At 47.9% G+C, this 25,224-nt stretch carries 18 protein-coding genes; 15 read left to right on the plus strand and 3 right to left on the minus strand.

Annotation, left to right across the window (positions count from 1 at the left end):
* Window positions 1-47 precede the first annotated feature (47 nt).
* A complete protein-coding gene (locus tag FD01_RS14140; RefSeq protein WP_056964934.1) occupies window positions 48-1,991 on the minus strand; it encodes an ABC-F family ATP-binding cassette domain-containing protein in 1,944 nt (647 codons plus the stop codon).
* Between the two features lie 210 nt (window positions 1,992-2,201).
* Here FD01_RS14140 and FD01_RS14145 point away from each other — a divergent pair, with 210 nt between their 5' ends.
* Window positions 2,202-2,858 (plus strand): redox-sensing transcriptional repressor Rex, encoded by a 657-nt coding sequence (locus FD01_RS14145; RefSeq protein WP_054714650.1) that lies wholly within the window; start codon window positions 2,202-2,204, stop codon window positions 2,856-2,858.
* Between the two features lie 341 nt (window positions 2,859-3,199).
* Here the strand turns inward: FD01_RS14145 and FD01_RS14150 are convergent, their stop codons facing one another.
* Window positions 3,200-4,276: an LCP family glycopolymer transferase gene (locus FD01_RS14150; protein ID WP_056964936.1), complete on the minus strand. Its 1,077-nt coding sequence runs from the start codon at window positions 4,274-4,276 to the stop codon at window positions 3,200-3,202.
* A 223-nt stretch (window positions 4,277-4,499) separates the two neighbouring features.
* Here FD01_RS14150 and groES point away from each other — a divergent pair, with 223 nt between their 5' ends.
* From groES to FD01_RS14190, 8 genes are all read left to right on the plus strand, one after another.
* Complete coding sequence (gene groES / locus FD01_RS14155; protein WP_054714622.1) at window positions 4,500-4,784, plus strand: co-chaperone GroES; 285 nt, start codon at window positions 4,500-4,502, stop codon at window positions 4,782-4,784.
* A gap of 42 nt (window positions 4,785-4,826) precedes the next feature.
* Entirely contained in the window at window positions 4,827-6,452 is a 1,626-nt protein-coding gene (gene groL / locus FD01_RS14160; RefSeq protein WP_056964938.1) for a chaperonin GroEL, read from the plus strand.
* Between the two features lie 889 nt (window positions 6,453-7,341).
* Window positions 7,342-7,614, plus strand: a complete 273-nt coding sequence (locus FD01_RS14165; protein ID WP_054714625.1) for a hypothetical protein — start codon at window positions 7,342-7,344, stop codon at window positions 7,612-7,614.
* A 34-nt stretch (window positions 7,615-7,648) separates the two neighbouring features.
* On the plus strand, window positions 7,649-8,005 hold the full coding sequence (locus tag FD01_RS14170; protein ID WP_054714628.1) for a DUF1827 family protein: 357 nt from the start codon (window positions 7,649-7,651) through the stop codon (window positions 8,003-8,005).
* A 508-nt stretch (window positions 8,006-8,513) separates the two neighbouring features.
* Window positions 8,514-10,349, plus strand: a complete 1,836-nt coding sequence (locus tag FD01_RS14175) for an APC family permease (RefSeq protein ID WP_054714631.1) — start codon at window positions 8,514-8,516, stop codon at window positions 10,347-10,349.
* A 713-nt stretch (window positions 10,350-11,062) separates the two neighbouring features.
* A complete protein-coding gene (gene mutS / locus FD01_RS14180) occupies window positions 11,063-13,666 on the plus strand; it encodes a DNA mismatch repair protein MutS (RefSeq protein ID WP_056964940.1) in 2,604 nt (867 codons plus the stop codon).
* Between the two features lie 4 nt (window positions 13,667-13,670).
* Complete coding sequence (mutL, locus tag FD01_RS14185; protein ID WP_056964942.1) at window positions 13,671-15,614, plus strand: DNA mismatch repair endonuclease MutL; 1,944 nt, start codon at window positions 13,671-13,673, stop codon at window positions 15,612-15,614.
* A complete protein-coding gene (locus tag FD01_RS14190) occupies window positions 15,614-16,156 on the plus strand; it encodes a Maf family protein (RefSeq protein ID WP_054714636.1) in 543 nt (180 codons plus the stop codon). The genes mutL and FD01_RS14190 overlap by 1 nt, the downstream gene beginning before the upstream one ends.
* A gap of 39 nt (window positions 16,157-16,195) precedes the next feature.
* Here FD01_RS14190 and FD01_RS14195 read toward each other — a convergent pair whose 3' ends face one another.
* A complete protein-coding gene (locus FD01_RS14195; protein WP_404820819.1) occupies window positions 16,196-16,789 on the minus strand; it encodes a TVP38/TMEM64 family protein in 594 nt (197 codons plus the stop codon).
* 155 nt (window positions 16,790-16,944) lie between these two features.
* Between FD01_RS14195 and ruvA the strand changes: the two genes are divergently transcribed.
* The 6 genes from ruvA to adhE all read left to right on the plus strand — a co-directional run bounded on the left by ruvA (window position 16,945) and on the right by adhE (window position 24,927).
* Window positions 16,945-17,529 (plus strand): Holliday junction branch migration protein RuvA, encoded by a 585-nt coding sequence (ruvA, locus tag FD01_RS14200; RefSeq protein WP_054714639.1) that lies wholly within the window; start codon window positions 16,945-16,947, stop codon window positions 17,527-17,529.
* 13 nt (window positions 17,530-17,542) lie between these two features.
* Window positions 17,543-18,550, plus strand: coding sequence for a Holliday junction branch migration DNA helicase RuvB (ruvB, locus tag FD01_RS14205; protein WP_056964944.1), 1,008 nt, complete (start codon window positions 17,543-17,545; stop codon window positions 18,548-18,550).
* Between the two features lie 18 nt (window positions 18,551-18,568).
* Window positions 18,569-19,606 carry a tRNA preQ1(34) S-adenosylmethionine ribosyltransferase-isomerase QueA gene (gene queA / locus FD01_RS14210; protein ID WP_054714642.1) on the plus strand — a complete coding sequence of 346 codons (1,038 nt, stop codon included), beginning with the start codon at window positions 18,569-18,571 and terminating at the stop codon, window positions 19,604-19,606.
* 654 nt (window positions 19,607-20,260) lie between these two features.
* Entirely contained in the window at window positions 20,261-21,403 is a 1,143-nt protein-coding gene (gene tgt, locus FD01_RS14215; RefSeq protein ID WP_054714645.1) for a tRNA guanosine(34) transglycosylase Tgt, read from the plus strand.
* A gap of 77 nt (window positions 21,404-21,480) precedes the next feature.
* Window positions 21,481-21,852, plus strand: a complete 372-nt coding sequence (gene yajC / locus FD01_RS14220; RefSeq protein WP_082611936.1) for a preprotein translocase subunit YajC — start codon at window positions 21,481-21,483, stop codon at window positions 21,850-21,852.
* A gap of 456 nt (window positions 21,853-22,308) precedes the next feature.
* A complete protein-coding gene (gene adhE, locus FD01_RS14225) occupies window positions 22,309-24,927 on the plus strand; it encodes a bifunctional acetaldehyde-CoA/alcohol dehydrogenase (RefSeq protein WP_056964948.1) in 2,619 nt (872 codons plus the stop codon).
* The last annotated feature ends 297 nt before the right edge of the window (window positions 24,928-25,224 follow it).

The raw sequence follows: 25,224 nt of genomic DNA on the forward strand, positions 1-25,224 counted from the left end.
CCTCAAAAAGGCGTCACACGATTGAGCAATCGCGTGACGCCTTTTGCTTATTCAAATTCTTCCAGTTCCAGTGATGCTTGTTCCCAAGCATCTTCTGCTTCGGACGCTTTTTGGTTCAAGGCATCGAGCTGGGTTTGCAACTCGCCCATTTTGACATAGTCGCTGAGGACATCTGGTGCAGTCATTTGTTCTTGCAAGTCAGAGACTTGTTGGTCTAAGCTTTCCATTTGTTCTTCGAGCTTGGCCACTTCGCGTTCCAGCTTGCGTTGGGCGCGTTGTTGGTCTTTGGATTGTTGATAATTCTTGGCAGCAGTTGGGGCTTCAACGGTTTCTGGTTGCGCTGCGGCTTGTGCTTCTGCACGTTCGGCTTCTTTTTCAAGGAGCTTTTCTTGGTAGTAATCCCAGTTGCCTAAGAACATGGTGCCGCCAGTCGGTTCGATTTCAACGATGCTGGTGGCGAGCTCATTGATGAAGTACCGGTCATGTGAGACGAACAACACTGTGCCTTCAAAATCTGCCAAGGCGGATTCCAACACTTCTTTGGAATTGATGTCCAAATGGTTGGTCGGTTCATCCAAGACTAAAAAGTTATCATGCTTTAACGATAACTTGGTCAGTTCCAGACGGGCTTTTTGCCCACCGGAAAGATCAGCAACGGTTTTGGTGATGTCATCAGCGTCAAACAAGAAGGCTGCCAGTGCTGAGCGCACCGCCTGTTCCGGCATGGTCGGATGATCATCCCAAATCTCATCAAGCACTGACTTGTTCCAATGCAATTGGTGTTGATCCTGATCATAATACCCGGTGGTGACATTGGTGCCGAATTGCGCTTGGCCTTTCAAAAATGGAATTTGACCTAACACAGATTTCAACAAGGTGGATTTGCCGACCCCGTTTTGACCGATGATGGCAATGCGATCGCCTTTGTTGACTTGGAAGTTGATCGGGCCGGCCATCGGCTCATCTGGTTCATAGCCGACGGTGGCGTCGTGCACTTTCAAGACTTCATTGCCGCTGGTGGTTTCTGGGGTGAAGCGGAAGTGAACGGTTTTTTCGCGGCCTTGCGGTTTGGCGAGGACGTCCATTTTTTCGAGTTGTTTGCGCCGCGCTTGGGCTTGTTTGGTGGAGCTGGCGCGAACGATATTTTTGTCGACGAAATCTTGCAACTTATGAATTTCTTCTTGTTGTTTTTCGTAGGCTTTCCACGCCAAAGCTAAGTTGTCGGCTTTTTGCTTCAAGTAGCCAGAGTAGTTGGTTTTGTAGTGGATCGACTTGGAAGGCGTCAGTTCATACAGTTCAGTGACGACGTGATTCAAGAAGTATTGGTCATGGCTGACGGTTAAAATCGCGCCAGAATATGTTTTCAAGTAACCTTCAAGCCAAGTTAACGTGTCGATGTCCAAGTGGTTAGTCGGTTCATCCAAAATGATTAAATCGTGATGTTCCAACAATAACTTCGCTAAGGCAAGGCGCGAGCGTTCGCCACCAGACAAATTGCCGATTGGCTTGTCATAAGTGGTGTCGTCAAATTGAAAGCCATGTAGCACCGAGCGGATCTCAGCTTGATAGCCATAACCGTTTTGCGCTTGGAAGTCGTGTTGGATCTGATCGTATTGGCGCATGACTTGATCATATTGCTCTTGGTCTTCGGCAAGTTTAGGATCGGCGATTTGCGCTTCAAGCGCGTGCATACGCTTTTCCATCGCGATCAACGGTTCAAAAATCGTCAACATTTCCGCAAAAATGGTGCGGTTGGAGTCGAGTCCTGAGTCCTGGGCCAAATAGCCGATGGACATATTTTTGCTGGTGGTAACTTGGCCGTAGTCTGGCGGGTTGATCCCAGCAAGGATCTCCAGCAAAGTGGTTTTGCCGATACCGTTGGGGCCGACTAAGCCGACCCGAGATCCGGTTTGCACTTCGAGGTTGATCCCAGTAAACAAGTCGTTACCGTCAAAGGTCCGCCCGACTTGTTGGGCCTGCATAATGATCACAGTGATTACATCCTTTTCTTCAATGTTCTTGGTAACAATATAACACATTCAATGGTGCTGTTTTATTGTTGGTTGTGAATTTTTTTGCGCAAAGCCCCTGATTTACTTGCGTTACTTGCGCAAAGCGGTTACTATCGAATGGAAAGCATGAACGCTGATTCACAAAAGTTTCGCGCAATGCTGAACAAATCCTCAGGAGGTACAGCACCAATGGCAGAAACGATCATTCCAAAAGCGACCGCAAAACGTCTACCCTTATATTACCGGTATTTGACGTTTTTAGCGAATTCAGGTACCACCAAAGTCAGCTCGACTGAGTTGTCTGAAGCGGTGAAGGTAGACAGCGCCACGATTCGCCGTGACTTTTCATATTTTGGCGCGTTAGGCAAACGCGGTTATGGCTATGATGTCCAGTCATTGATCACCTTCTTCAAAAAGATCTTGAACCAAGACCGATTGACTAACGTCGCATTAGTCGGGGTTGGGAATCTCGGCCACGCTTTATTGAACTACAACTTCCGCCAAGCCAACAATATTCGGATTTCCGCTGGTTTTGATGTGAACCCTGAAATCGCCGGCACCATTCAAAGTAGCGTGCCGATTTATCCGATGACGGAATTGGTCAAGCAACTCAAAGAACAACAAATTGAAATCGTGATCTTGACCGTGCCAACGGATGCGGCCCAAGCCATCACCGATGAATTGGTAAAAGCTGGCATCAAAGGCATCATGAACTTTACACCACTGCGGATTTCCGTGCCAAACTATGTTCGAGTGCAAAATGTCGATTTGGCCACAGAATTGCAAACCTTAATTTATTTCTTGGAACATTACGGACCAACGTTACAAGAAACAGACGAACAATAATCGTCAAGTCAGTGACTGACCACCAATTGTGGTTGGATCGCTGGCTTTTTTGATAATATCACTTGCTGGTGTAAGAATGAGCAAACAAAATAGGCTAATTGTGCAGGAATTTTAACAGTCCCGACAAGCTGTGGGGTGAGTCCTCGTTTTGTGCAACCGAATTTAGTGGGCGATGATGAGTAGTACAGAAAACGCAATGTTGTATTAAGTAACATTGATTCTCGAACATCGTCGGCGCAAGAAATCGCGAATTGAGATGATCGCCAAGTAACGATTCACAAACTTAGGGAATCAAAAGAGCCAAGCGCAACCGTTGCGCTTGGCTCTTTTGATCAGGATCGTTAAAGATCTGGATTGTAAATCGTATAGGTTTGATCGGCGGTCGAGGTCCAAGAGAAGCCGCTGTTAGCCGCATTTTCTTTGACGTTTTCGTTGTTGATGGTTTCAGACTTTAAGCCAAGGGCGGCGCGGAGCTCATCGGAGACTTTTTGCATGGCATCTGTTGACGGGATCTGATAATCCAAATAAGTGTCATACAAACTTGAATACACGCCAGCGGATTGGCCTTGTAAGGTACCAGTTGAAACGTTTTTAGCGGCAGAGCGGTAGTTGAGGAAAATGCTTTGCATATCGCTGAAGGTCAAGTTGGTTTGAATATTGGAAGAAACCGTATCTAACAGCTTCGTGAAGTGTGACAAACTGCTAAACGAAACTGCCTTTTTCAAAATCGCCTTGATCACTTGTTGCTGGCGCTTTTGGCGACCGTAATCACCTTGCGGATCTTCGTGGCGCATGCGGGCGTAAGCCAAGGCCCATTCGCCATTCAAGTGCATTTTACCTTTAACGAAGTGTTTGTTGTTGGAATGGGAATCATAATATGAAAATGGCACATTCACATCGACGCCGCCGACGTCATCAACCACTTTCTCCAAACCACCCATGTTAATGGTGAGATAGTACTTGATCGGGACGTTCACTAATTTAGATACCGTGTTGATGGCCATGTCTGAGCCGCCGACATTGTACGCTGCATTGATTTTTTGCATGTTGAATGATTTGGTACCGATCAACTGCGCCACGGTGTCGCGGGGAATCGAAATCAACTTGGTGGTATGTTTTTGCGGATTGACCACGGCGACGATCATGGTATCGGAATTCCCTTTATAAGTCCGACCTAACGCGCCGGTATCGACCCCGAGCAATAGTGCGGCAAAAGGCTTCTTATTGGAAATGTCTGTGGACACCTTCTGGGTTTTTAAACCAGAGTAGGTGCTATCGATGGCATACTTGGCTTGACTATAGAGCCTTAAGCCATAAGCCCCAGCAGAAAACAGTGCCACCGTGATGACGAGCCACAGCCATTTGACCCAAGGCTTAGTTGAATGAGGTTGTTGCCGGCGAGAACTACGCGTTTGCATGGTCGGCCTCCTTTGTATTAGCACTAGTGTACCGCGACTTGCCAGTTCAATGAAAGTACTCGGCTGTTTTTTAAGAAAATTGAAAATTAGCACTCTCGAGGGAAGATTGCTACAAAACACTTGCATTCTAACTTAAAACTAGTTATAGTAGCAGTTGTGGTTAGCACTTAGGAATGTAGAGTGCTAAATAAATAATAAAACAAATGTTTATGGAGGGATTGCCTTGTTAAAGCCATTAGGAGATCGCGTCATCGTTCAAGTTGTTGAAGAAGAAGAACAGACTGTTGGTGGGATCGTGTTAGCCAACAACGCTAAAGAAAAGCCTCAATCCGGTAAGGTCGTTGCTGTCGGTGCAGGCGAACGCACGCCAGAAGGCAAAGTCTTAGCCCCTAGCGTCAAAGTCGGCGATGTCGTGGTTTATGACAAGTATGCAGGTTCTGAAGTGAAGAACAACGGTGAAAAGTATCTGGTCTTGCACGAAAAAGACTTGATGGCTATCGTTGACTAAAACTTTTTTGATCAAAAATATTCTATGAGGTGAAAATTACACATGGCAAAAGAAATTAAGTTCTCTGAAGACGCTCGTCGTTCGATGCTTGCCGGTGTCGACAAGCTGGCTGACACAGTTAAAACCACGCTTGGTCCTAAAGGCCGCAACGTCGTATTGGAAAAGTCTTACGGTGCCCCTGAAATCACTAACGATGGTGTGACCATCGCCAAAGGCATCGAATTAGAAGACCACTACGAAAACATGGGCGCCAAGTTGGTTGCTGAAGTTGCCACTAAGACCAACGATATCGCTGGTGATGGGACGACCACTGCTACGGTTTTGGCCCAAGCCATCATCCGCGAAGGCATGAAGAACGTCACAGCTGGTGCTAACCCTGTTGGCATCCGTCATGGGATCGAATTAGCCACTGACGCTGCGGTTGACCAATTACACAAGATCTCCCATACCGTTTCTGGTAAAAAGGAAATCGCTCAAGTCGCATCTGTTTCCAGTGCTTCTACTGAAGTTGGTGAATTGATCGCTGACGCCATGGAAAAAGTGGGTAACGACGGTGTTATCACCATTGAAGAATCCAAAGGGATCAAGACGGAATCCGACGTGGTCAAAGGGATGCAATTTGATCGCGGCTACTTGTCTCAATACATGGTCACTGATAACGACAAGATGGAAGCTGATCTCGACAACCCATACATCTTGATCACTGACAAGAAGATCTCCAACATTCAAGACGTTTTGCCATTGTTACAAGAAATCGTGCAACAAGGTAAGGCATTGTTGATCATTGCTGATGATGTTGACGGCGAAGCATTGCCAACTTTGGTCTTAAACAAGATCCGTGGTACCTTCAATGTTGTTGCTGTTAAGGCCCCAGGCTTTGGCGATCGTCGCAAGGAACAATTGCAAGATATCGCAACGTTGACTGGTGGTACTGTGATCACTTCCGATCTTGGCTTGGATCTCAAAGATACCAAGTTGGAACAATTAGGGACTGCTAACAAGGTTACGATCACCAAGGACAAGACCACGATCGTTGAAGGCGCCGGCGACAAGGCTGCCATTGACGAACGTGTAGCGATTATCCGCAAGCAAATTGCCGAAACCACTTCTGACTTCGATCGTGAAAAGTTGCAAGAACGCTTGGCTAAGTTAGCCGGCGGTGTTGCCGTGATCAAAGTCGGCGCTGCCACTGAAACGGAACTTAAAGAACGCAAGTACCGCATTGAAGATGCCTTGAATGCGACCCGTGCTGCCGTTGAAGAAGGCTACGTTGCTGGTGGTGGTGTTGCCTTAGTTGACACCATCGACGCCGTTGCTGCTTTGAAAGAAGAAGGCGACGTCCAAACTGGGATCAACATCGTGCTGCGGGCTTTGGAAGAACCTGTTCGCCAAATCGCCGTTAACGCCGGTTTGGAAGGTTCCGTCATTGTTGACCGCATGAAGAAAGAAGACGTTGGCTTTGGTTACAACGCTGCCACTGACAAGTGGGAAGACATGGCTGAAGCTGGGATCATCGACCCAACCAAGGTAACTCGTTCCGCCTTGCAAAACGCTGCTTCTGTTGCCGCTTTGATGTTGACCACTGAAGCTGTCGTTGCTGACAAGCCTGACGAAAATGCACCTGCTGCACCTGCTAACCCAGCTGCAGGTATGGGCGGCATGATGTAATTCAACCCGATTTCATGATCAGGTAAAAAATAATCCGGTGTCATCTGAAAATTTCAGGTGATACCGGATTTTTTTGTGGTGAATAAGCGGTGTTATTTTTAAAGTGGTGATTCATTGAATATCTGGCGAGAAAATTTATTTATTTATTTATTTCAAGTGAGGCCAGCTGCTTCTCATTGAATGCTGCTGGATAAAATTTGCAGTTTGCTAGTGCTGATCAGTATTTGGACACAACAAATCCACGAAACAGGGAACCATTTCGCGGATCTGTGGCTTTAACGCCAATTCAATTACGCTCATGCAGTTCAAAATATTCAAGTGCGTGTCTGCGCCACCGCCGCTTCTTAGGCTTTGGCCGCTTTCGGGACGACTCGATCATGCATGATCTTTTGTCCACAGGCGTCACTTGCTGCTTGTGTTACCACAAGGCAAATCGTCCATTCACACCTGGTATGAGTCCGAGAGGGGACCCTTATGTGCCGGCACGACTGATGCTGAGACCCACGGCCAAGGATCTGGTCATGTGGATCGATCTCACTCGGGTTTGCGGGGAACTGCCCCCCGTTGCGAAGTAGTACTGGTGACGTGCGCTAAGCCACCCCTTCCTCCTAGTTAACGCTTACAGATTACCACCTGAAAAATCACAAGTCCAGCTTTTTATTGTAAAGGTTTTGTATCGTGACACTTAATATTATTCCTAAATAAACTGAAATAATGCTGTCATATGTTATATTGGTATATTTAATTTCACAGTTTGAAGGTCAGGCAGCATTTTATCACCCAAATGATGACACTAAGCTGAGTAAAAAGGCGTTTTGTTTGCGCTGACAAGGCGATCGGGTGTATATTGTCGGCATACCAACGAATTGTTGGATAGGAGGAAGGCATCATGTTCAAACACCATAAACCAGATATTCAAGTGCTCGCTGCGTTAACTGCCGCGGTTTCGGTGACCAAAGCTTGGCCGGATGTCCAACAACTTTTGGTGAATTTCACCAAAGAGTATCAACAAGGCAAAGTCTCACCGATCGGCATCGGTGTTTTTTCCCGGCGCATTTCGCATGTGATCTACACGCGCGATTATCAAGTGCCCACTGAGCTGTTGACATTGTTGTCATTGCTCAACCAATCCGAAAGCCCTGCAGATCCCAGTTGGTCGTAGGGTTGTGCTACAATTATTTTAAAGGAGTGATTCGATGAAACTGATTGAAAACCCAATTCGCTTGAATGCGAGTTTGCACAAGATGTTGCCATATACCATGCGCTACTTATTCGGACAACATAACGGTACTGTCAAAACGTTCCGGTTGTACACATTAGGTTCCGTGCATGTGCATTATGTGGAAGGCTTCAACAAAACTGATGTGATCTTGACGCAAGAAACGCGCCAAATCAAACAAGCTGAAATTGATTTTATCGTCGACAAGTTGTTCACGCCAGAACAAAAGGCCCAACTCAAAATCGACGATGAGGCCAAAGCCACAGTTGAAGCCAGCGCGAAGCGGAAATTGCCATTCAAAGACATCGTGATCATTGAATTGGCCAACGCGTAACCGCAAAATAATCCCGTCGAACCAACCTTGTTGGGGAGCAGGATTTTTTTGCGCACGCAGTAAGCAGGATTTTTTTGCGCAGTGAGCCATTTGAAATTAGGACTCCAGCCGGTTGGCGCTGCGTGGAGAGGGTCCTCGGCCGAGCTAACTTTTAACATTCGCTACGCTCATATTAAAAGTGGATCTCGACCTGCGGAATTCTGTAAGCGACAAGTCGCTAACAGAATTCTCACCACGTATCACCAACCGGCTTCCATCCCAATTTCAAATGACCGCACACTGTTCTGGCTCTTGTCACGCAACTGGTGGTGAGTAGCGATTTATCTCACCGACACCAAATGGCGACTTTCTGAAATTCCTCAGGGTCGGCCGCGAATTAATCAGTAATTTATCATTTTAAAAGCTTGTCAGATCAGGATTTTAGATTGTGCACAAAGTCTTTGTAGCTTTTCAGAAACTGGTGCGCTAGAATAGCTTCTGTTTGATTTTTTGAAAATGGAGAAACGACATGTCTCATTTAAAACGCTTCTTAGTGGGGAAACCCCTTAAGTCCAACGAAGAAGGTGGCCAAAAGCTTGGTAAGTTCAAAGCTTTAGCCATGCTTTCTAGCGACGCTTTGTCTTCTGTGGCGTACGGGACCGAACAAATTGTTTTGGTCTTGACCACGTTATCAGCAGCAGCGATTTGGTATTCCTTGCCGATCGCAGCATTCGTGTTGATCTTGCTATTGGCGTTGACGTTATCTTATCGCCAAATCATTCATGCCTACCCATCAGGTGGTGGGGCATACGTGGTCGCTTCTGAAAACCTCGGGCAAAATGCCGGCCTCGCTGCTGGTGGGTCGCTGTTGATCGACTATATGTTGACCGTGGCGGTGTCCACATCTGCTGGGGCGGAAGCCATTACGTCAGCCATTCCAGCTTTATATGGCCATCAAGTGGCGATTTCCATCGTGATCATCATTGTCTTAGCCTTGATGAACTTGCGGGGGATGAGTGAATCAGCGAACTTCTTAATGATTCCGGTTTACTTATTCGTCGTATCCATCACGGCGATGATCGTATGGGGCTTTTATCAGATCCTCACCGGCCAAATTCCATTCCATGCCACCCAAGTTGTCGGCGGCGTGGTGCCTGGAATTTCAGCAGCATTGATCTTCCGCGCGTTTTCTAGTGGGTCCAGTTCCTTAACTGGGGTCGAAGCGATTTCCAATGCGGTGCCATTTTTCAAAAAGCCACGCGAACACAACGCGGCTTCCACGTTAGCCATCATGGCGGCCATCTTAGGCTTCTTCTTTGCCGGCATCACCTTCTTAAACTACTGGTACGGCATTGTCCCAGTCGCTAAAGTGACCGTTTTATCCCAAGTCGCAGCTAAAACGTTCGGTAACGGCGGCATCATGTATTATGTGATCCAGTTTGCCACTGCATTGATCTTAGCCGTTGCCGCCAACACTGGTTTCTCTGCTTTCCCAGTGCTTGCTTATAACTTAGCCAAAGATAAATACTTGCCACACATGTATATGGATCGTGGGGACCGTTTGGGCTATTCCAACGGGATTTTGACCTTAGCCATCGGTTCCGGTTTGTTGATCACCTTGTTCCAAGGCTCAACAGAACGCCTAATTCCACTGTATGCGGTCGGCGTGTTCATTCCGTTTACCTTGTCGCAATCCGGCATGATCCGGCACTGGTGGAAACGCCACACGACTGAAAAAGGTTGGATCGGCAAATCCATCGCCAACTTCTCTGGGGCGTTGATCTCTTTTGCCATCTTGGTGATTTTGTTTGTTTACCGCTTGCCTGACATTTGGCCATTTTTCATTATCATGCCATTGTTGATCGTGGTGTTCTGGAAAATTCATACCCATTATCAAATGGTCGCTGCCCAATTGCGGCTGCCTGAAGAAGTGGCGAAGCATGAATACTCCGGTTCAACGGTGATCGTCTTAGTCGGCAACGTGACGCGCGTTACCCGTGGCGCGCTGAATTACGCACAAACCATCGGGGATTACGTGATCGCGATGCACGTATCCATGGATGAAAATCCCAACAAGGAACACGAAACGCAAGATGAATTCAAGCGCGACTTCCCAGATGTGCGGTTCGTCGATGTGCATTCGTCATACCGCTCGATCACCGGACCAACCATTCGCTTTGTGGACATCATCGCCAAAAATGCCGCCAAGCGTAACTTCACCACGACAGTATTGATTCCACAATTCGTGCCGAAGAAACCTTGGCAAAACATTTTGCATAACCAAACCAATGTGCGTTTGCGCACGGCGTTTGCTTCTCGCGAAAATGTCATCATTGCCACTTACAGTTACCATTTGAAACGCTAATTCACCAAGCGCCTGCCGAAATTTCTCGGCAGGCGTTTTTTGGCAACTTGCCGAAAATCGGTGGCGTCGATGATTAGGCATCACTCCGGTGAACTGGACAAGTTTTCGTGCGGCCGGTTGCAGCTCTCAAACAAAGCCCGTTTGAGGAGCTTCCACCTAAAAAATGAATCGAAGAAAACCACTTCGTTTCATTTTTTGCCGGTAAAATCCGCGCGAATCGCCACAAACCGGCGTTTCACTTGATTTTACTACCACAGAAAATTGTCCAGTTCACCTCCGTGCTACCTGACCATCTCCACACACATATTTTCTCGGTTGATATGACCAACTTATTGATCAAATACGCTCATGTTGAGGTGTCACTGATTTTTTCCGAATGTACCTCAATGTTGAAATCGCGCGTTTCGTCGCCATTAGATGTTAGTGGCCTAACAGAGTGGAAGTGATTTGAAATTGGGACAGAAGCGGGTCGTTGCGCCACAGTGAGATTTCCGTTGGCGGCTTGCCGCTTACGGAAAGCCGCAGGGGAAGATCCACTCGATTCGGGAGCATAGCGAGTGAATCAAGTTAGCTTCCCCGAGGACCCTCACTATGGCGCGGCGATCTGCTGGAGTCCCAATTTCAAATCGCCAGTTGCCTGCGATCACGAGGTCATGCGCAGATCTTGCAATAATGCTACAATAGATGCAGATATTTTAAGGATGGGTGAAAGCATGCCACGCAAGTCACAAACGACACCAATGATGCAACAATACCAGGCCATCAAGGATCAATACCCTGATGCCTTTTTGTTCTACCGCGTTGGGGATTTTTTTGAATTATATAACGATGATGCCATCAAAGGCGCGCGGATTCTTGAGCTGAAGCTGACCTACCGCAGCAAAAACACCGACCGCGCGATCCCAATGTGCGGCGTGCCGCATCATGCCGTGCAAGCGCCGATCGAAACCTTAGTCGATCAAGGCTATAAAGTGGCGTTATGCGAACAAGTCGAAGATCCCCGCAAAGCAGTCGGCATGGTCAAGCGCGAAGTGACGCAATTGATCACGCCTGGGACCATTTTGGATGTGAAGCCAGGCAAAGCGACAGAAAACAACTACCTGTCTGCGGTGTTGCCAACGGGCAAGGACTATGGGTTTGCCTACACGGATTTATCGACTGGTGAACTCAAAGTCTCGCGTTTGCGCAATAAGTTCGCCTTACAAAACGAACTCGCGGCGTTAAACACCAAAGAAATCGTGGTGCCAACCGATCTTGACGATCAAGATGCCCAATGGCTCGGCGTTGATCGCTTGTTGTCACCACAAACCGTCACCGCGCCTAGTGCTGAAGCCAGTTATGTCAGCCAAGACCTAGAAGATCCTAAAGAAGTCCAAGTCGTGGTGATGTTGATGCAATATTTGCTCACCACGCAAAAACGTAGCTTAGCCCATATTCAAAAAGCCGTCGCCTATCAGCCATCCCAGTATTTGGATATGGACATGGATGCTCGCGTCAACTTAGACATTTTGAAAAATTCGCGCACTGGGCGCAAAGCCGACACCTTGCTGGCGGTGGTGGATCAAACTAAAACCGCGATGGGTGGGCGCTTGTTGAAGCAATGGCTGGATCGACCACTGCTTGATATCAAAGCCATCAATGCCCGGCAAGAACAAGTGCAAGACTTGTTGGATCATTATTTTGAACGCAGCGAACTGCAACAAAGCTTGACGCAAGTGTATGACTTGGAACGCTTAGCCGGCCGCGTGGCTTATGGTAATGTCAACGGGCGTGATTTGATCCAGTTGCAAACCTCATTGGACCAAATTCCAAGTATTCAAGCGATTTTAGATCAGCTCGATGATGGGGCGTTTGAAAAGATGCGCGCGCAACTTGACCCCGTCACTGACGTTGCTGATTTGATCCGTCGATCGATCGACCCTGAAGCTAAGTTGTCGATCACCGATGGCGGGGTGATTTTAGCCGGGTACAATCAACAACTCGACACCTACCGCGACACGAACCGCAACGGGGCCAAGTGGATGGCGGAACTGGAAGCTCACGAACGCGAAATTACTGGCATTCGGACGCTGAAGGTGAACAATACCAGTGCCGCTGGTTGGTTCATTTCCGTGCCGAATGGGAGTTTGGATAAAGTTCCCGAAGACCGTTATGAACGCAAAATGACTTTAACCAACGCTGAGCGCTTCACCACCCCAGAGCTTAAAGAAAAAGCCGCCTTGATGTTGACCGCCCAAGAGTCTGCGGCAGGCTTGGAATACGATTTGTTCCAAGAAATCCGCGAACAAGTCAAAGCCCAGATTGCTCGCCTGCAAAAACTGGCAGCATTAGTCGCTAGCTTAGACGTTTTACAAGGTTTTGCCACGGTATCTGAAAACAATCACTATGTTCGCCCGCAAATGGCAACTAAAGGCCATGACGTCGCGGTGCATGGTGGTCGTCATCCCGTGGTAGAACAAGTGTTAGGCACGCAACAATACATTCCAAACGATGTGATCATGGATCATGATACAGATATGTTGTTGATCACCGGGCCTAACATGTCTGGTAAATCCACTTACATGCGCCAGTTTGCGTTGATCGTGATCATGGCGCAAGCCGGGTGCTTCGTTCCAGCAGACAGTGCCGAATTGCCAGTATTTGATCAGATCTTTACGCGCATCGGGGCCGCGGATAACTTAGCTCAAGGCCAATCGACGTTCATGGTGGAAATGATGGAAGCCGATGCCGCCTTGCAACACGCCACGGCCAGCTCTTTGATTTTATTTGATGAAATTGGGCGCGGAACGGCAACTTATGATGGCATGGCGTTAGCCCAAGCCATCATTGAGTATTTGCATGACCATGTCCACGCCAAAACGCTGTTCTCCACCCACTATCATGAATTGACCAGTTTGTCTGATAGTTTAAGTAAGCTGCAAAATGTTCATGTCGGCGCCGTGGAAGAAAAAGGCACCTTGGTCTTCTTGCACAAAATGTTGCCAGGACCTGCGGATAAATCTTACGGGATCCATGTGGCCAAATTAGCCGGCTTACCTGATAGTTTGTTAAAGCGGGCCGATACGATTTTGCAAAAGCTTGAAGCCAATGGGGCTAATAGTGCAGAAGTGGCAGCCCAACCGGTCGCACCAGAGCCACAGCCGGTCGCTCAAGTCGCTGAACCAGAAGCGCAATTGAGTTTGTTTGAACCAGAACCCGTGAAACCAAAAGTGTCCGCCGTGGAAAAGAAGTTGCGCAACTTTGATCTCATGACCGCCACGCCAATGGATGCGATGAACTTATTGTATGACTTACAAAAGCAATTAAAGAAGAAGTGAGCTTATGCCAAAAATCCATCAACTTTCGCCGACGCTAAGCAATCAAATTGCCGCAGGGGAAGTCATTGAACGACCTGCCAGTGTCGTTAAAGAACTGGTGGAAAATAGTATCGACGCGAAGTCTTCTCAAGTTGATATCAACTTAAAAGATGCCGGTGTCACCATGATCCAAGTGCTGGACAATGGCATGGGCATCGACGAAGAAGATGTGCCAACTGCATTTTTGCCGCATGCCACCAGCAAGATCCTCACGGTGAAGGATCTCTTTAATGTGCATTCCTTAGGCTTTCGCGGCGAAGCGTTGGCGTCCATTGCCGCCGTTGCCGATGTCACCTTGGAAAGCGCTACAGAATCAGGTCTTGGTACCATCGCCCATATCGTCGGCGGCAAAATGCAAAACATCGAAAAAGCTGGCAGTCGCAAAGGAACACAGATCACCGTGCGCGATTTGTTTTTCAACACGCCAGCGCGCTTGAAGTATGTGAAGTCTCAAGCAACAGAACTCGGCAAAATCGTCGATATCGTCAATCGCTTAGCTTTAGCGCATCCTGAAATCGCCTTTAGTTTGCGCCATCAAGATAAAATGGTGTTAAAAACTGCGGGGCACGGGGACTTGCAACAAACATTGGCTGGCATTTATGGTGTGGCGACGGCTAAGGGGATGCTAAGTTTCCAAGGCGAAGATGATGATTTCAAGATTTCTGGCTATTTTTCTTTGCCAGACACCACCCGAGCTTCGCGCAATTATTTGAGCTTGATGATCAACGGCCGCTATATCAAAAATTACCAGCTCACAAAAGCCATCATTGCCGGCTACGGTAGTAAGTTGATGGTTGGCCGCTATCCGATCGCCGTGGTAAACATTGAAATGGCGCCATTGTTGGTGGATGTCAACGTGCATCCGACCAAACAAGAAGTGCGCTTGAGCAAAGAAGACCAACTGGCAAGACTGCTCACGCAAACCATCAAAGCTCGCTTGAGTTCTGAGAACTTGATTCCAGAAGCCTTGCACAACTTGCGTCAACGGCCTGCCGTGAATATGGATCAGCTGACCCAAACGCTCAATGATGTGCAAAAACAATTCGATCCGCAACCCACTCGAACAAGTGCCCCAGCAATTCAAGCGACACCACAACTGAGTCCTGCTGTCGAGTCGTCTGCCCCAACCGTTGAACCTGAGCCGACCACAGATAAACCAGCATTCGGCAAATCCATGTCTGATCTCGATGGCACGCCGATTTTTAAAGACCGATCGCGTTTAGCTCAGTGGGATGAAAAATACGCGCAATCGGAGCAATCAGAGCCTACGCAACCGGATCTATCTCGGCCAAAACCGACTAAACGTTTTCCTGATTTGCGCTACTTGGCGCAAGTGCATGGGACGTATCTGTTGGCTGAAGATCCAGATGGTTTGTACTTATTGGATCAACATGCCGCCCAAGAACGCGTGAATTATGAATACTACCGGCAAAAAATCGGTGAAGTCGCGACTGACTTGCAACGTTTACTGGTGCCGATCGTATTAGATTATCCCGCCAGTGATGCCATCGCGATTAAAGCAGCGCATGAAACGCTTGAAAGCCTTGGCCTTTATTTAGAGGACTTCGGGCAAAATACCTTTATTGTCCGCCAACATCCGACTTGGTTTAAAGCCGGCCAAGAAGAAGATACCATTCGCGAAATGGTGGATTGGGTGTTGAAAGACGGCCATTTGACAGTCGCCGCGTTCCGCGAAAAAACGGCGATCATGATGAGCTGTAAGCGGGCGATCAAAGCTAATCACCATTTGGATGCCCAACAAGCCCAAGCCTTGTTGGTGAAGCTCGCCCAATGTGAAAATCCGTTCAACTGCCCGCATGGCCGCCCAGTATTGGTGCATTTTTCCAACACTGATTTGGAGAAAATGTTCAAGCGCATCCAAGACTCACACACTACGGAGGATTTCTAATGCTGATTTTAGCCAGCCAATCACCACGCCGCGTGGAATTGTTGCAACGCATCACCAAAGACTTTGAAGTGGAACCGGCGCAAATCGATGAGCGGGCCTTGCCGATTTCAGCGCCAGCCACTTATGTGCAAACCTTGGCCCAAGCTAAAGGGCGCGCGGTGTCTGACTTACACCCAGAGGCCACAGTGATCGCTGCAGATACGATGGTGGCATACCAAGATGACTTGCTCGGCAAACCGCAAGACGAAGCAGCGGCCTTTGCGATGCTGAAAGCATTGTCTGGCAAAACGCATCATGTGCACACTGGCGTTTTTGTGCACAAACCTGATGGCACTGAAAAACTGCAAGTGGTGACCACAGCCGTTGAATTTTGGCCGTTAAGCGATGACGAGATCAAACAGTATTTAGCTTGTGGGGAATACCAGGATAAAGCTGGCGCTTATGGCATCCAAGGTCAAGGCGCACTGCTGATCAAAGGCATTGTCGGCGATTATTATAATGTGATGGGCTTGCCGATCAGTACCTTAGCGCGGATGTTGTAAGCAAAAAAACGGACATCGTTGTGATGTCCGTTTTATGTGTTAAAGCAATTGGGTCAACCAATGCGCGCCAGTGACTAATGCCCAAGAATATGCGGCGATGGTGATCGGCTTGCCTAAGATGATGATCCAGAAAAACTTTTTGAATGACATGTGGGTCATGCCAGCCATTAAACACAAGACATCATCTGGTGCCACTGGGGCAATGATGGCAAGCGCGAAGAACCAGTCGAATTTGGTTTGATCTTTGGTGTAGTGTTGATATTTTTCAAACGTGTTTTCGCTGACGACATAGTGGATGAAGTTGACGCCGTAATGCCGCGCTAGCCAAAAATTGATGATCGAGCCGATACAAATGCCGATATAGTTATAAGCAAATCCGGCCCATGGACCAAATAGCAACACGCCAGCAGCTGTTGAAATGCCACCGGGGATGATCGGGATGACCACTTGAATGATGTGAATGGCGATAAACACCAGTGGCCCAACGATGCCGATCCCGCTTAAAAAGCCTTGCATGCTGTTGAGGTCGTGAAAGACGCCTAAGTGGTACCAGTACGCACATAAACCGATGCTGACGCCGAGCATTGCGACGGTACCGAGATTGATCAATTTTCGTGAAGTCGTTGTTTGCACCCAAAATCACCCTTTCAAACCAACGCCTGCGACTCATTATTTTCAGTTTAGCAAGGTCCTTCAAAGTTTAAAATGCGGCGGAAGTCTGATTTGTTGGGTAGCCTTTAGAATTATGGTAGAATAGACCGAACACACGTACTGATGAAAGGAACCTCATGTACGAATTTATGCAAGGGCGCATTGCCGCCGTTACCCCAAGTTTTATCGTGATCAATGTCAATGGCATCGGCTATCGGCTGTTAGTCGCCAATCCTTATCAATTCGACGAAGGCCAAGAAGTGACGGTTTACGTGCAGTTGATCATTCGCGATAATGACCAAAGCATGTACGGTTTTGCTGACGCCAATGAAAAACAAACCTTTAATCAACTGCTGAGTGTCACCGGCATCGGGCCAAAGTCTGCGTTAGCGATTTTAGCTAATGCCTCGACTGAAGGCTTAGCCAACGCCATTGCCCAAGATGATGTGCGCTTTTTGACTAAATTTCCTGGTATCGGGAAGAAAACCGCGCAACAGATCATTTTGGATCTCAAAGGCAAAATCGACGCCCCGGGCCCGCTGTTGCAAGAATTACTCCCGCAACAACCAGACAATGCGCAATTGGCAGATGCCTTAGCTGCTTTGGTGGCATTAGGCTATCCGCAAAAACAAGTCGATAAATTAGCCGGTCAATTAGAAAATTCGAGTGCCAAAACCACTGACGCATACATGCGCTTAGGGTTATCATTATTGAGTCAATAAAAGGAGGGGTCGTATGGCTGACGAGCGCATCGTTGATCAACAAACACATGCACAAGAAGATCCAATCGAGCGCTCTTTGCGCCCACAGTTGCTCGCGGATTATATTGGGCAAACAGCGGTTAAACACCAATTGTCTGTGTATATTCAAGCGGCGAAAAAACGTGAAGAAGCCTTGGATCATGTGCTATTATATGGCCCACCTGGTTTAGGGAAAACCACCTTGGCCTTAGTGATCGCTAACGAACTCGGCGTGCATATTCGTAGCACGTCCGGGCCCGCGATCGAAAAGCCAGGCGATTTAGTGGCGTTACTCAACGAATTACAAGCCGGCGATGTCTTATTTATTGATGAAATTCATCGTTTACCAAAAATTGTTGAAGAAATGCTGTACTCGGCGATGGAAGACTTCTATATTGATATTGTTGTCGGACAAGGCCCAACGGCTCACCCGGTACATTTTCCCTTGCCACCTTTCACCTTAGTTGGCGCGACCACCCGCGCAGGGATGTTATCCGCGCCGTTGCGCGATCGTTTTGGCATCACGGCTCATATGGCGTATTACACGCCAGAAGAACTGACCCAAATCGTGCAGCGTACGGCAGGTATTTTCAACATGTCACTGCCGCTGGAATCGGCGCAAGCTTTAGCATTGCGGTCTCGTGGCACACCGCGGATCGCCAACCGCTTGCTCAAGCGGATCCGCGATTTCGCAGATGTCGCAGAAGCCGATACCGTCACAGTTGCCTTAGTCGATCATGCGCTGGATCAATTGCAAGTTGATGAACGCGGTTTGGATCAAATCGATCGCAAACTGCTCATGATGATGATCCGCGATTATGATGGCGGGCCGGTGGGCTTAGCGACTATTGCTGCCAACATTGGTGAAGAAACCGCGACCATCGAGGAAATGTATGAGCCGTACTTGCTTCAAATCGGCTTTTTAAAGCGCACACCGCGCGGCCGGATGGTGACGCCAGCTGGTTTTGCCCATTTGGATATGCCGTATCTCACAAAAAAATAACGTTTCTCAGGAGGAACAATTGTGTTAACTACCGAAGATTTTGACTATGATCTGCCTCATGAACTGATTGCCCAAACCCCATTAAAAGAACGCGATGCCAGCCGCATGTTGGTATTAAACGCCGAAACTGGCGCCACTGAAGATCGTCATTTTTATGATATCCTCGACTACATCGAACCAGGCGACGCCATTGTCATGAACGATACGCGCGTGATGCCTGCGCGTTTATACGGTGTGAAGCCTCAAACCGGCGCCCACATGGAAGTCTTGTTGTTGCACAACACGGAAGGCGACAAGTGGGAAACTTTGATGAAGCCTGCTCGCAAAGCCCCAGTCGGTACTGAAATCGAATTTGGTGATGGCTTATTGAAAGCCACCGTCACTGAAGAACTCGAACATGGCGGTCGGATCATCGAATTCCATTACGACGGCATTTTCATGGAGATCTTGGATAAGCTCGGCGAAACCCCATTGCCACCATACATCAAAGAAAAGCTCGACGATCCAGAAATGTACCAAACGGTTTACGCCAAAGAAGTCGGCTCTGCTGCCGCACCAACGGCTGGCTTGCACTGGACTGAAGAGCTTTTACAAAAGGCGCAAGACAAAGGCGCCAAGCTCGTTTACTTAACGTTGCATGTGGGCCTCGGGACTTTCCGCCCAGTGTCTGTTTCCAACATCGAAGATCACAAAATGCACAGTGAATTCTATCGCTTCTCCCAAGAAGCTGCCGATACTTTGAATGAAGTTCGCAAAAACGGGGGTAAGATCATCGCCACTGGCACGACTTCCATTCGCACGCTTGAAACTATCGGCACTAAGTTCAACGGTGAAATCAAGCCATCCAGTGGCTGGACGGATATCTTCATCAAGCCTGGTTATCAATGGCGCGTGGTGGATGCCTTCATCACCAACTTCCACTTACCAAAGTCGACTTTGGTCATGTTAGTTTCCTCCTTCACCGGTCGTGAAAACATCCTCAATGCTTATGCTCATGCGGTTCAAGAACGTTATCGCTTCTTCAGTTTCGGCGATGCGATGTATATTCACAAGTAATTTTGTGCAAAAGGCCCATCGTGGCCTTTTGTTGTCTTCAGCGGTTCGTGGTAAGATGGATTGACGCAATCGCCTAATGGTTTCGCCAAGTGAAGCACTCCAGGGTAAGCGACTGCGGCTGGGCGAGCATGGATCGCGGTCCGCGGGATAAAAGCTAACTCGCAAAGACCGCGAGTGGATCTTTTATCCCGCGCCGTTGTAAGGGGTAAACCCCTAACAACGGTTCGACGGCTGATGCCCGTCCAGCCTCCGTCGATTACCCTTCCGCACTTAAATTGGCAACGTTAGGAAATTTTGTTGACGCAATCAAACAAGATCCGGTTAATAAATGACCGTCAAATATTGATTGCTAGTGTACTGGATGATCAGGTGATCATTTGTGCACACCGTGGAAGTGATTTGAAATTGGGACGGAAGCTGGTCGTCGATGCGTGGTGAGATTTACCTTAGCGATTTATCGCTTAGGTAAAGCCGCAGGGAAAGATCCACTTGGTTCGGGAGCGTAGCGAGTGAACCAAGTTAGCTTTCCCGAGGACCCTCACCACGCAACGACGAGCCAGCTGGAGTTCCAATTTCAAATCACTGGAACGAAGTTAAAGTTAGTTACCGATAATCACCATTCGCAATGTCGCTCATCAAATCAACGGAGGCTCTATGGAACCAGCAGTAACGTATCATCTCAAACACGTCGACAAGCATACCGGCGCGCGCTTAGGCGAATTGGTCACCCCGCACGGGACCTTTCCAACGCCAATGTTCATGCCAGTGGGCACCTTGGCATCAGTGAAAACCATGGCCCCAGAAGAACTTGATGAAATGGGCGCCGGCGTGATCTTAGCCAACACCTATCATTTATGGTTGCGCCCAGGCGAAGACATTGTCGAACAAGCCGGTGGATTGCACAAGTTCATGAACTGGGACAAAGGGATCTTAACCGATTCTGGTGGTTTCCAAGTGTTCTCCTTGGCTGAATTGCGCGATATTCAAGAAGAAGGCGTGCATTTTAAAAACCACTTGGATGGTTCAAAAATGTTCCTGTCCCCAGAAAAAGCCATCGCCATTGAAAATGCGCTCGGCCCAGATATCATGATGAGCTTTGACGAATGCCCGCCATTTTTTGAAAGTTATGATTATGTGGCCAAATCCGTGGCGCGGACCAGTCGTTGGGCTGAACGCGGCTTAAAGGCGCACAAAAATCCTGACTGGCAAGCGTTGTTTGGCATCGTGCAAGGCGCCGGTTTTAAAGATCTGCGCCAACAATCCGCTCGTGACTTGGTCAGCTTAGACTTCCCAGGTTATTCCATCGGTGGGCTGTCAGTAGGCGAATCCAAAGAAGAAATGAATCACGTTTTGGAATTCACCACGCTGTTGTTGCCTGAACACAAACCGCGTTACTTGATGGGCGTCGGCTCGCCTGATGCTTTGATCGATGGGGCGATGCGCGGGATCGACATGTTTGATTGCGTCTTGCCAACGCGGATCGCTCGCAATGGCACGACCATGACCTCAAACGGTCGCGTTGTGATCAAAAACGCCAAATACGCTCGCGACTTCACGCCACTGGATCCTAACTGTAATTGCTACACGTGCCGCAATTACACGCGCGCTTATATTCGTCATTTGATCCATACCGACGAAGCATTTGGGATTCGCTTGACCAGCTATCACAACTTGTATTTCTTGTTACACTTGATGCAACAAGTCCGCGAAGCCATCGCCAATGACCAATTGTTAGACTTCCGGGAAGCCTTTTTCGAACAGTATGGTTACAACAAGCCAGATGCGAAGTCTTTCTAAGCCTAAAGTCGCATTGGCAAGACAAGCGAAAATCTGTTACAGTATGGAATGAATAAAAATTTAACGAGGTGCGCAAATTGAGTAGTAGTTATTCTATGATCATTTTAGTGGTCATCATGTTCGCATTCATGTACTTTGGCATGATGCGTCCCCAAAAGAAACAACAACAAAAACGTCAAGAAATGTTAAGCGCCATGAAAAAAGGCGATAAAGTCGTGACTATCGGTGGGCTGCACGGTGTGATCGATACCATCGACAAAGCCAACGGTACCGTTGACTTAGACTTAGACGGCGTGTTCTTAACTTTCAACTTAAGCGCCATTCGCACAGTCGCAGAACCATCAGCACCGGCTGCCGCACCAAAGGCTGAAGAAGCCAAAGCTGAAGACGACAAGCCATATTCCGAACCATCTTCTGATGATTCCGACGATGACACCAAAGAAGACTAATCTGCTTTTCGCGAATCGCACTGCCCAAATTTATGGGTGGTGCGATTTTTTTGTTTTCACAAAGCTAGCGAGAAAGCTTGATATCACGGGATTGTTCGCATTTGAAAAAGGAAATGCCCAGGTTTCATCATGAAAAATGTAAACGGTTGCTTTTACGATGATGATCACACTTCAACTGTGCTGTGATGATTCTAAAGGGGATAGGCTCAAGGTAAATTCCCAATAGCATCAACATTGTGATACAGTAAACAGCATCTCACAAAACAGATGTAAGCGGCTCACGCTCACTTAATCACATTGCGATAAAAATAATTAGTGCCTTAATCCGCGTCGCAAAGGCATTTTAAAAATAATCGTGAAAAAGCTCACTGAACCTGTTTACAAATTCACAACCTCCTGATATGATGTTCTTGTGAAATGGTTAACGAAAAACATTCAACCGTGGAGGGTACGCAAATGCTGAAAGATAAAACCGCGCCAGAAAAGTCCGAGTTAGACGTCAACAAGATGATCGATGACTTGGTTAAAAACGCTCAAGCTGCCTTGGAAGTGATGAAAGGTTTTGATCAAGCAAAAGTCGATCATATCGTTCACCGCATGGCGATTGCTGGTTTGGATCACCATATGGAATTGGCAAAATTGGCTGTTGAAGAAACTGGCCGTGGCGTTTATGAAGATAAAGCCATCAAGAACATGTTTGCCACCGAAGAAATTTGGCACTCGATCAAAGACGACAAAACTGTCGGCGTGATCGCAGAAGACAAACAAAAAAATGTGGTTTCCATTGCCGAACCAATTGGGGTCATTGCTGGGGTTACTCCTGTGACGAACCCAACGTCCACGGTAATGTTTAAAGCTGAAATTGCCATTAAGACGCGTAACCCGATCATCTTCTCATTCCACCCAGGCGCCCAACAATCATCTTCTCGCGCTTTGGAAGTGTTACGTGATGAAGCGGTTAAATATGGTTTGCCAGCTGGCGCTTTGCAATTCATTCCAGTGCCAAGTATTGAAGCTTGCCAAGCCTTGATGCATCACCCTGGTGTCGCCACGATCTTGGCAACTGGCGGTCCTGGCATGGTGAAGTCAGCCTATTCTTCAGGCAAGCCTGCTTTAGGCGTTGGGGCCGGCAATGCGCCAGCTTATATTGAAGAAACTGCGGACATCAAACAAGCGGTTAACGACATCATGTTGTCCAAGAGCTTTGACCATGGGATGGTTTGTGCGTCTGAACAAGGCATGGTCGTTGATGCTTCGATTTACGACAAGGTTCGCAAAGAGTTTGAAGATCAAGGTGCTTACTTCATCCAACCAAAGGATATGAAGAAGTTCACCGAAACGGTCATCAACACTGAAAAGATGGCGGTTCAACCGCGCATCGTGGGTCAATCTGCTTGGCAAATCGCTAACTGGGCCGGCATCGACATTCCAAAGGATTGCCAATTGATCATCGCCGAACTGCCAGAACCAGGCGACAAGTATCCATTGTCCCATGAAAAACTCAGCCCAGTGTTGGCAATGTTTAAAGCCAAGGATCACGCTGATGGGTTTGCTAAAGCTGAAAAGATGCTCGACATCGGTGGCTTAGGTCATACCGCTGTGATCCACACTGCCGACCAAGACTTGGCCTTAGAATACGCTGATCGCATGCAAGCTTGCCGCATTTTGGTCAACACCCCATCAACTATGGGTGGTATCGGGGACTTGTACAACAACATGATCCCAAGTTTGACCTTAGGCTGTGGCTCTTACGGTGGTAACTCGATTTCGCATAACGTGGGGACGATCGACTTGTTGAACATTAAGACCTTGGCAAAACGCCGCAACAACATGCAATGGGTCAAATTGCCACCGAAGATCTACTTCGAACGCAATTCTGTCCGTTACTTGGAAAAGATGGATGGCTTGGATCGCGTTTTGATCGTGGGTGACCGCGGGATGGAAAAACTCGGTTATGTCCGCATTGTTGAAGACGTGTTGAAGGGTCGCACCAACAATGTTGATATCCAAACCTTCTTGGATGTTGAACCAGATCCATCCAGCAACACTGTTTATAAAGGCACTGCGATCGCTAAAGATTTCAAACCAGACGCAATCGTTGCCATCGGTGGTGGTTCCGTCATGGATGCGGCCAAAGGGATTTGGTTGTTCTACGATGGGGATGGCGACTTCTTCGGCGCCAAGCAAAAGTTCTTGGATATCCGCAAGCGGACTTACAAGTTCCCTAAGCCAACGAAGTCCAAGTTGGTATGTATCCCAACCACGTCTGGTACCGGTTCTGAAGTGACCCCATTTGCCGTGATCACCGACTCTGACACTGGCATCAAGTACCCATTAGCTGACTATGCCTTGACCCCTGATGTGGCCTTAGTTGATTCCCAATTTATCGAAACGGTGCCACCAAAGGTTGTGGCTGATACTGGTTTGGATGTCATCTGCCACGCCACTGAAAGTTTTGTTTCCACTATGGCTAGCTCCTACACCCGTGGGTTGTCGCTTGAAGCTTTGAAGCTTGCTTTTGACAACTTGGAACTTTCCTATAAAGGGGATCTTGAAGCCAAAGCCAAAATGCATGATGCGTCCACGATCGCTGGGATGGCGTTTGCCAATGCGTTGCTTGGGATCAACCACAGTATCGCGCACAAACTGGGTCAGACTTACCATCTGCCTCATGGCCGTTGCATCGCGATCACTTTCCCACACGTCGTTCGCTATAACGCCAAGACGCCAACGAAGCGTGCCGTATGGTCCAAGTACAACTACTTCAAAGCTGACGAAGACTATGCCCAAATCGCGCGCTACCTTGGTTTGAAAGGCAACACGACGGCAGAATTGGTTGAATCCTTTGTTCAAGCTTACATTGACTTAGCAGGGCGTGTCGGCGTCAAGATGAGCTTGAAGGAACAAGGCATCACCAAAGAAGCAGTGGTTGAAAACGCAGATCGCATTGCTGAATTGGCATACGAAGATAACTGCACGGTCACAAACCCTGTAGAACCTTTGATCGCTGATATGAAGCAAATCTTGTTGGATGAATACGAAGGCACTGAATCCTCCGAATCCGTTCGCCCATAAATGATCTTCCTGCCACGGTTGATCGAAAGCGTCGCGCTTGCGCGGCGCTTTTTTGATGGACTGAGGGTTTCTGGCGCTAATTGAAAAAGGCAGTGGTAACGACCTGTTTTGATAAAATAAAAAAATTATGATTTACAACCGGTTGATGACTTGTTTAATGATTTCTTATAATGTATGCTTTTGGCATACATTATGGCCTTAAGGGTTTAAGGTCCTAATGTAAAAAAGGGGATTCACAGGAGGGAAGTTTGAAAAATACTAGAGATAGAGATACCTAACCATAGGCGCACTCAAATA

It is taken from the genome of Lacticaseibacillus manihotivorans DSM 13343 = JCM 12514, assembly GCF_001435035.1.
Lineage (GTDB): Bacteria > Bacillota > Bacilli > Lactobacillales > Lactobacillaceae > Lacticaseibacillus > Lacticaseibacillus manihotivorans.

Coding starts and splice junctions, on each gene's coding strand:
- FD01_RS14145 (WP_054714650.1), top strand. CDS start 2,202: ATGGCAGAAACGATCATTCCAAAAGCGACCGCAAAACGTCTACCCTTA.
- FD01_RS14150 (WP_056964936.1), bottom strand. CDS start 4,276: ATGCAAACGCGTAGTTCTCGCCGGCAACAACCTCATTCAACTAAGCCT.
- groL (WP_056964938.1), top strand. CDS start 4,827: ATGGCAAAAGAAATTAAGTTCTCTGAAGACGCTCGTCGTTCGATGCTT.
- FD01_RS14165 (WP_054714625.1), top strand. CDS start 7,342: ATGTTCAAACACCATAAACCAGATATTCAAGTGCTCGCTGCGTTAACT.
- FD01_RS14170 (WP_054714628.1), top strand. CDS start 7,649: ATGAAACTGATTGAAAACCCAATTCGCTTGAATGCGAGTTTGCACAAG.
- FD01_RS14175 (WP_054714631.1), top strand. CDS start 8,514: ATGTCTCATTTAAAACGCTTCTTAGTGGGGAAACCCCTTAAGTCCAAC.
- mutS (WP_056964940.1), top strand. CDS start 11,063: ATGCCACGCAAGTCACAAACGACACCAATGATGCAACAATACCAGGCC.
- mutL (WP_056964942.1), top strand. CDS start 13,671: ATGCCAAAAATCCATCAACTTTCGCCGACGCTAAGCAATCAAATTGCC.
- FD01_RS14190 (WP_054714636.1), top strand. CDS start 15,614: ATGCTGATTTTAGCCAGCCAATCACCACGCCGCGTGGAATTGTTGCAA.
- ruvA (WP_054714639.1), top strand. CDS start 16,945: ATGTACGAATTTATGCAAGGGCGCATTGCCGCCGTTACCCCAAGTTTT.
- ruvB (WP_056964944.1), top strand. CDS start 17,543: ATGGCTGACGAGCGCATCGTTGATCAACAAACACATGCACAAGAAGAT.
- tgt (WP_054714645.1), top strand. CDS start 20,261: ATGGAACCAGCAGTAACGTATCATCTCAAACACGTCGACAAGCATACC.
- adhE (WP_056964948.1), top strand. CDS start 22,309: ATGCTGAAAGATAAAACCGCGCCAGAAAAGTCCGAGTTAGACGTCAAC.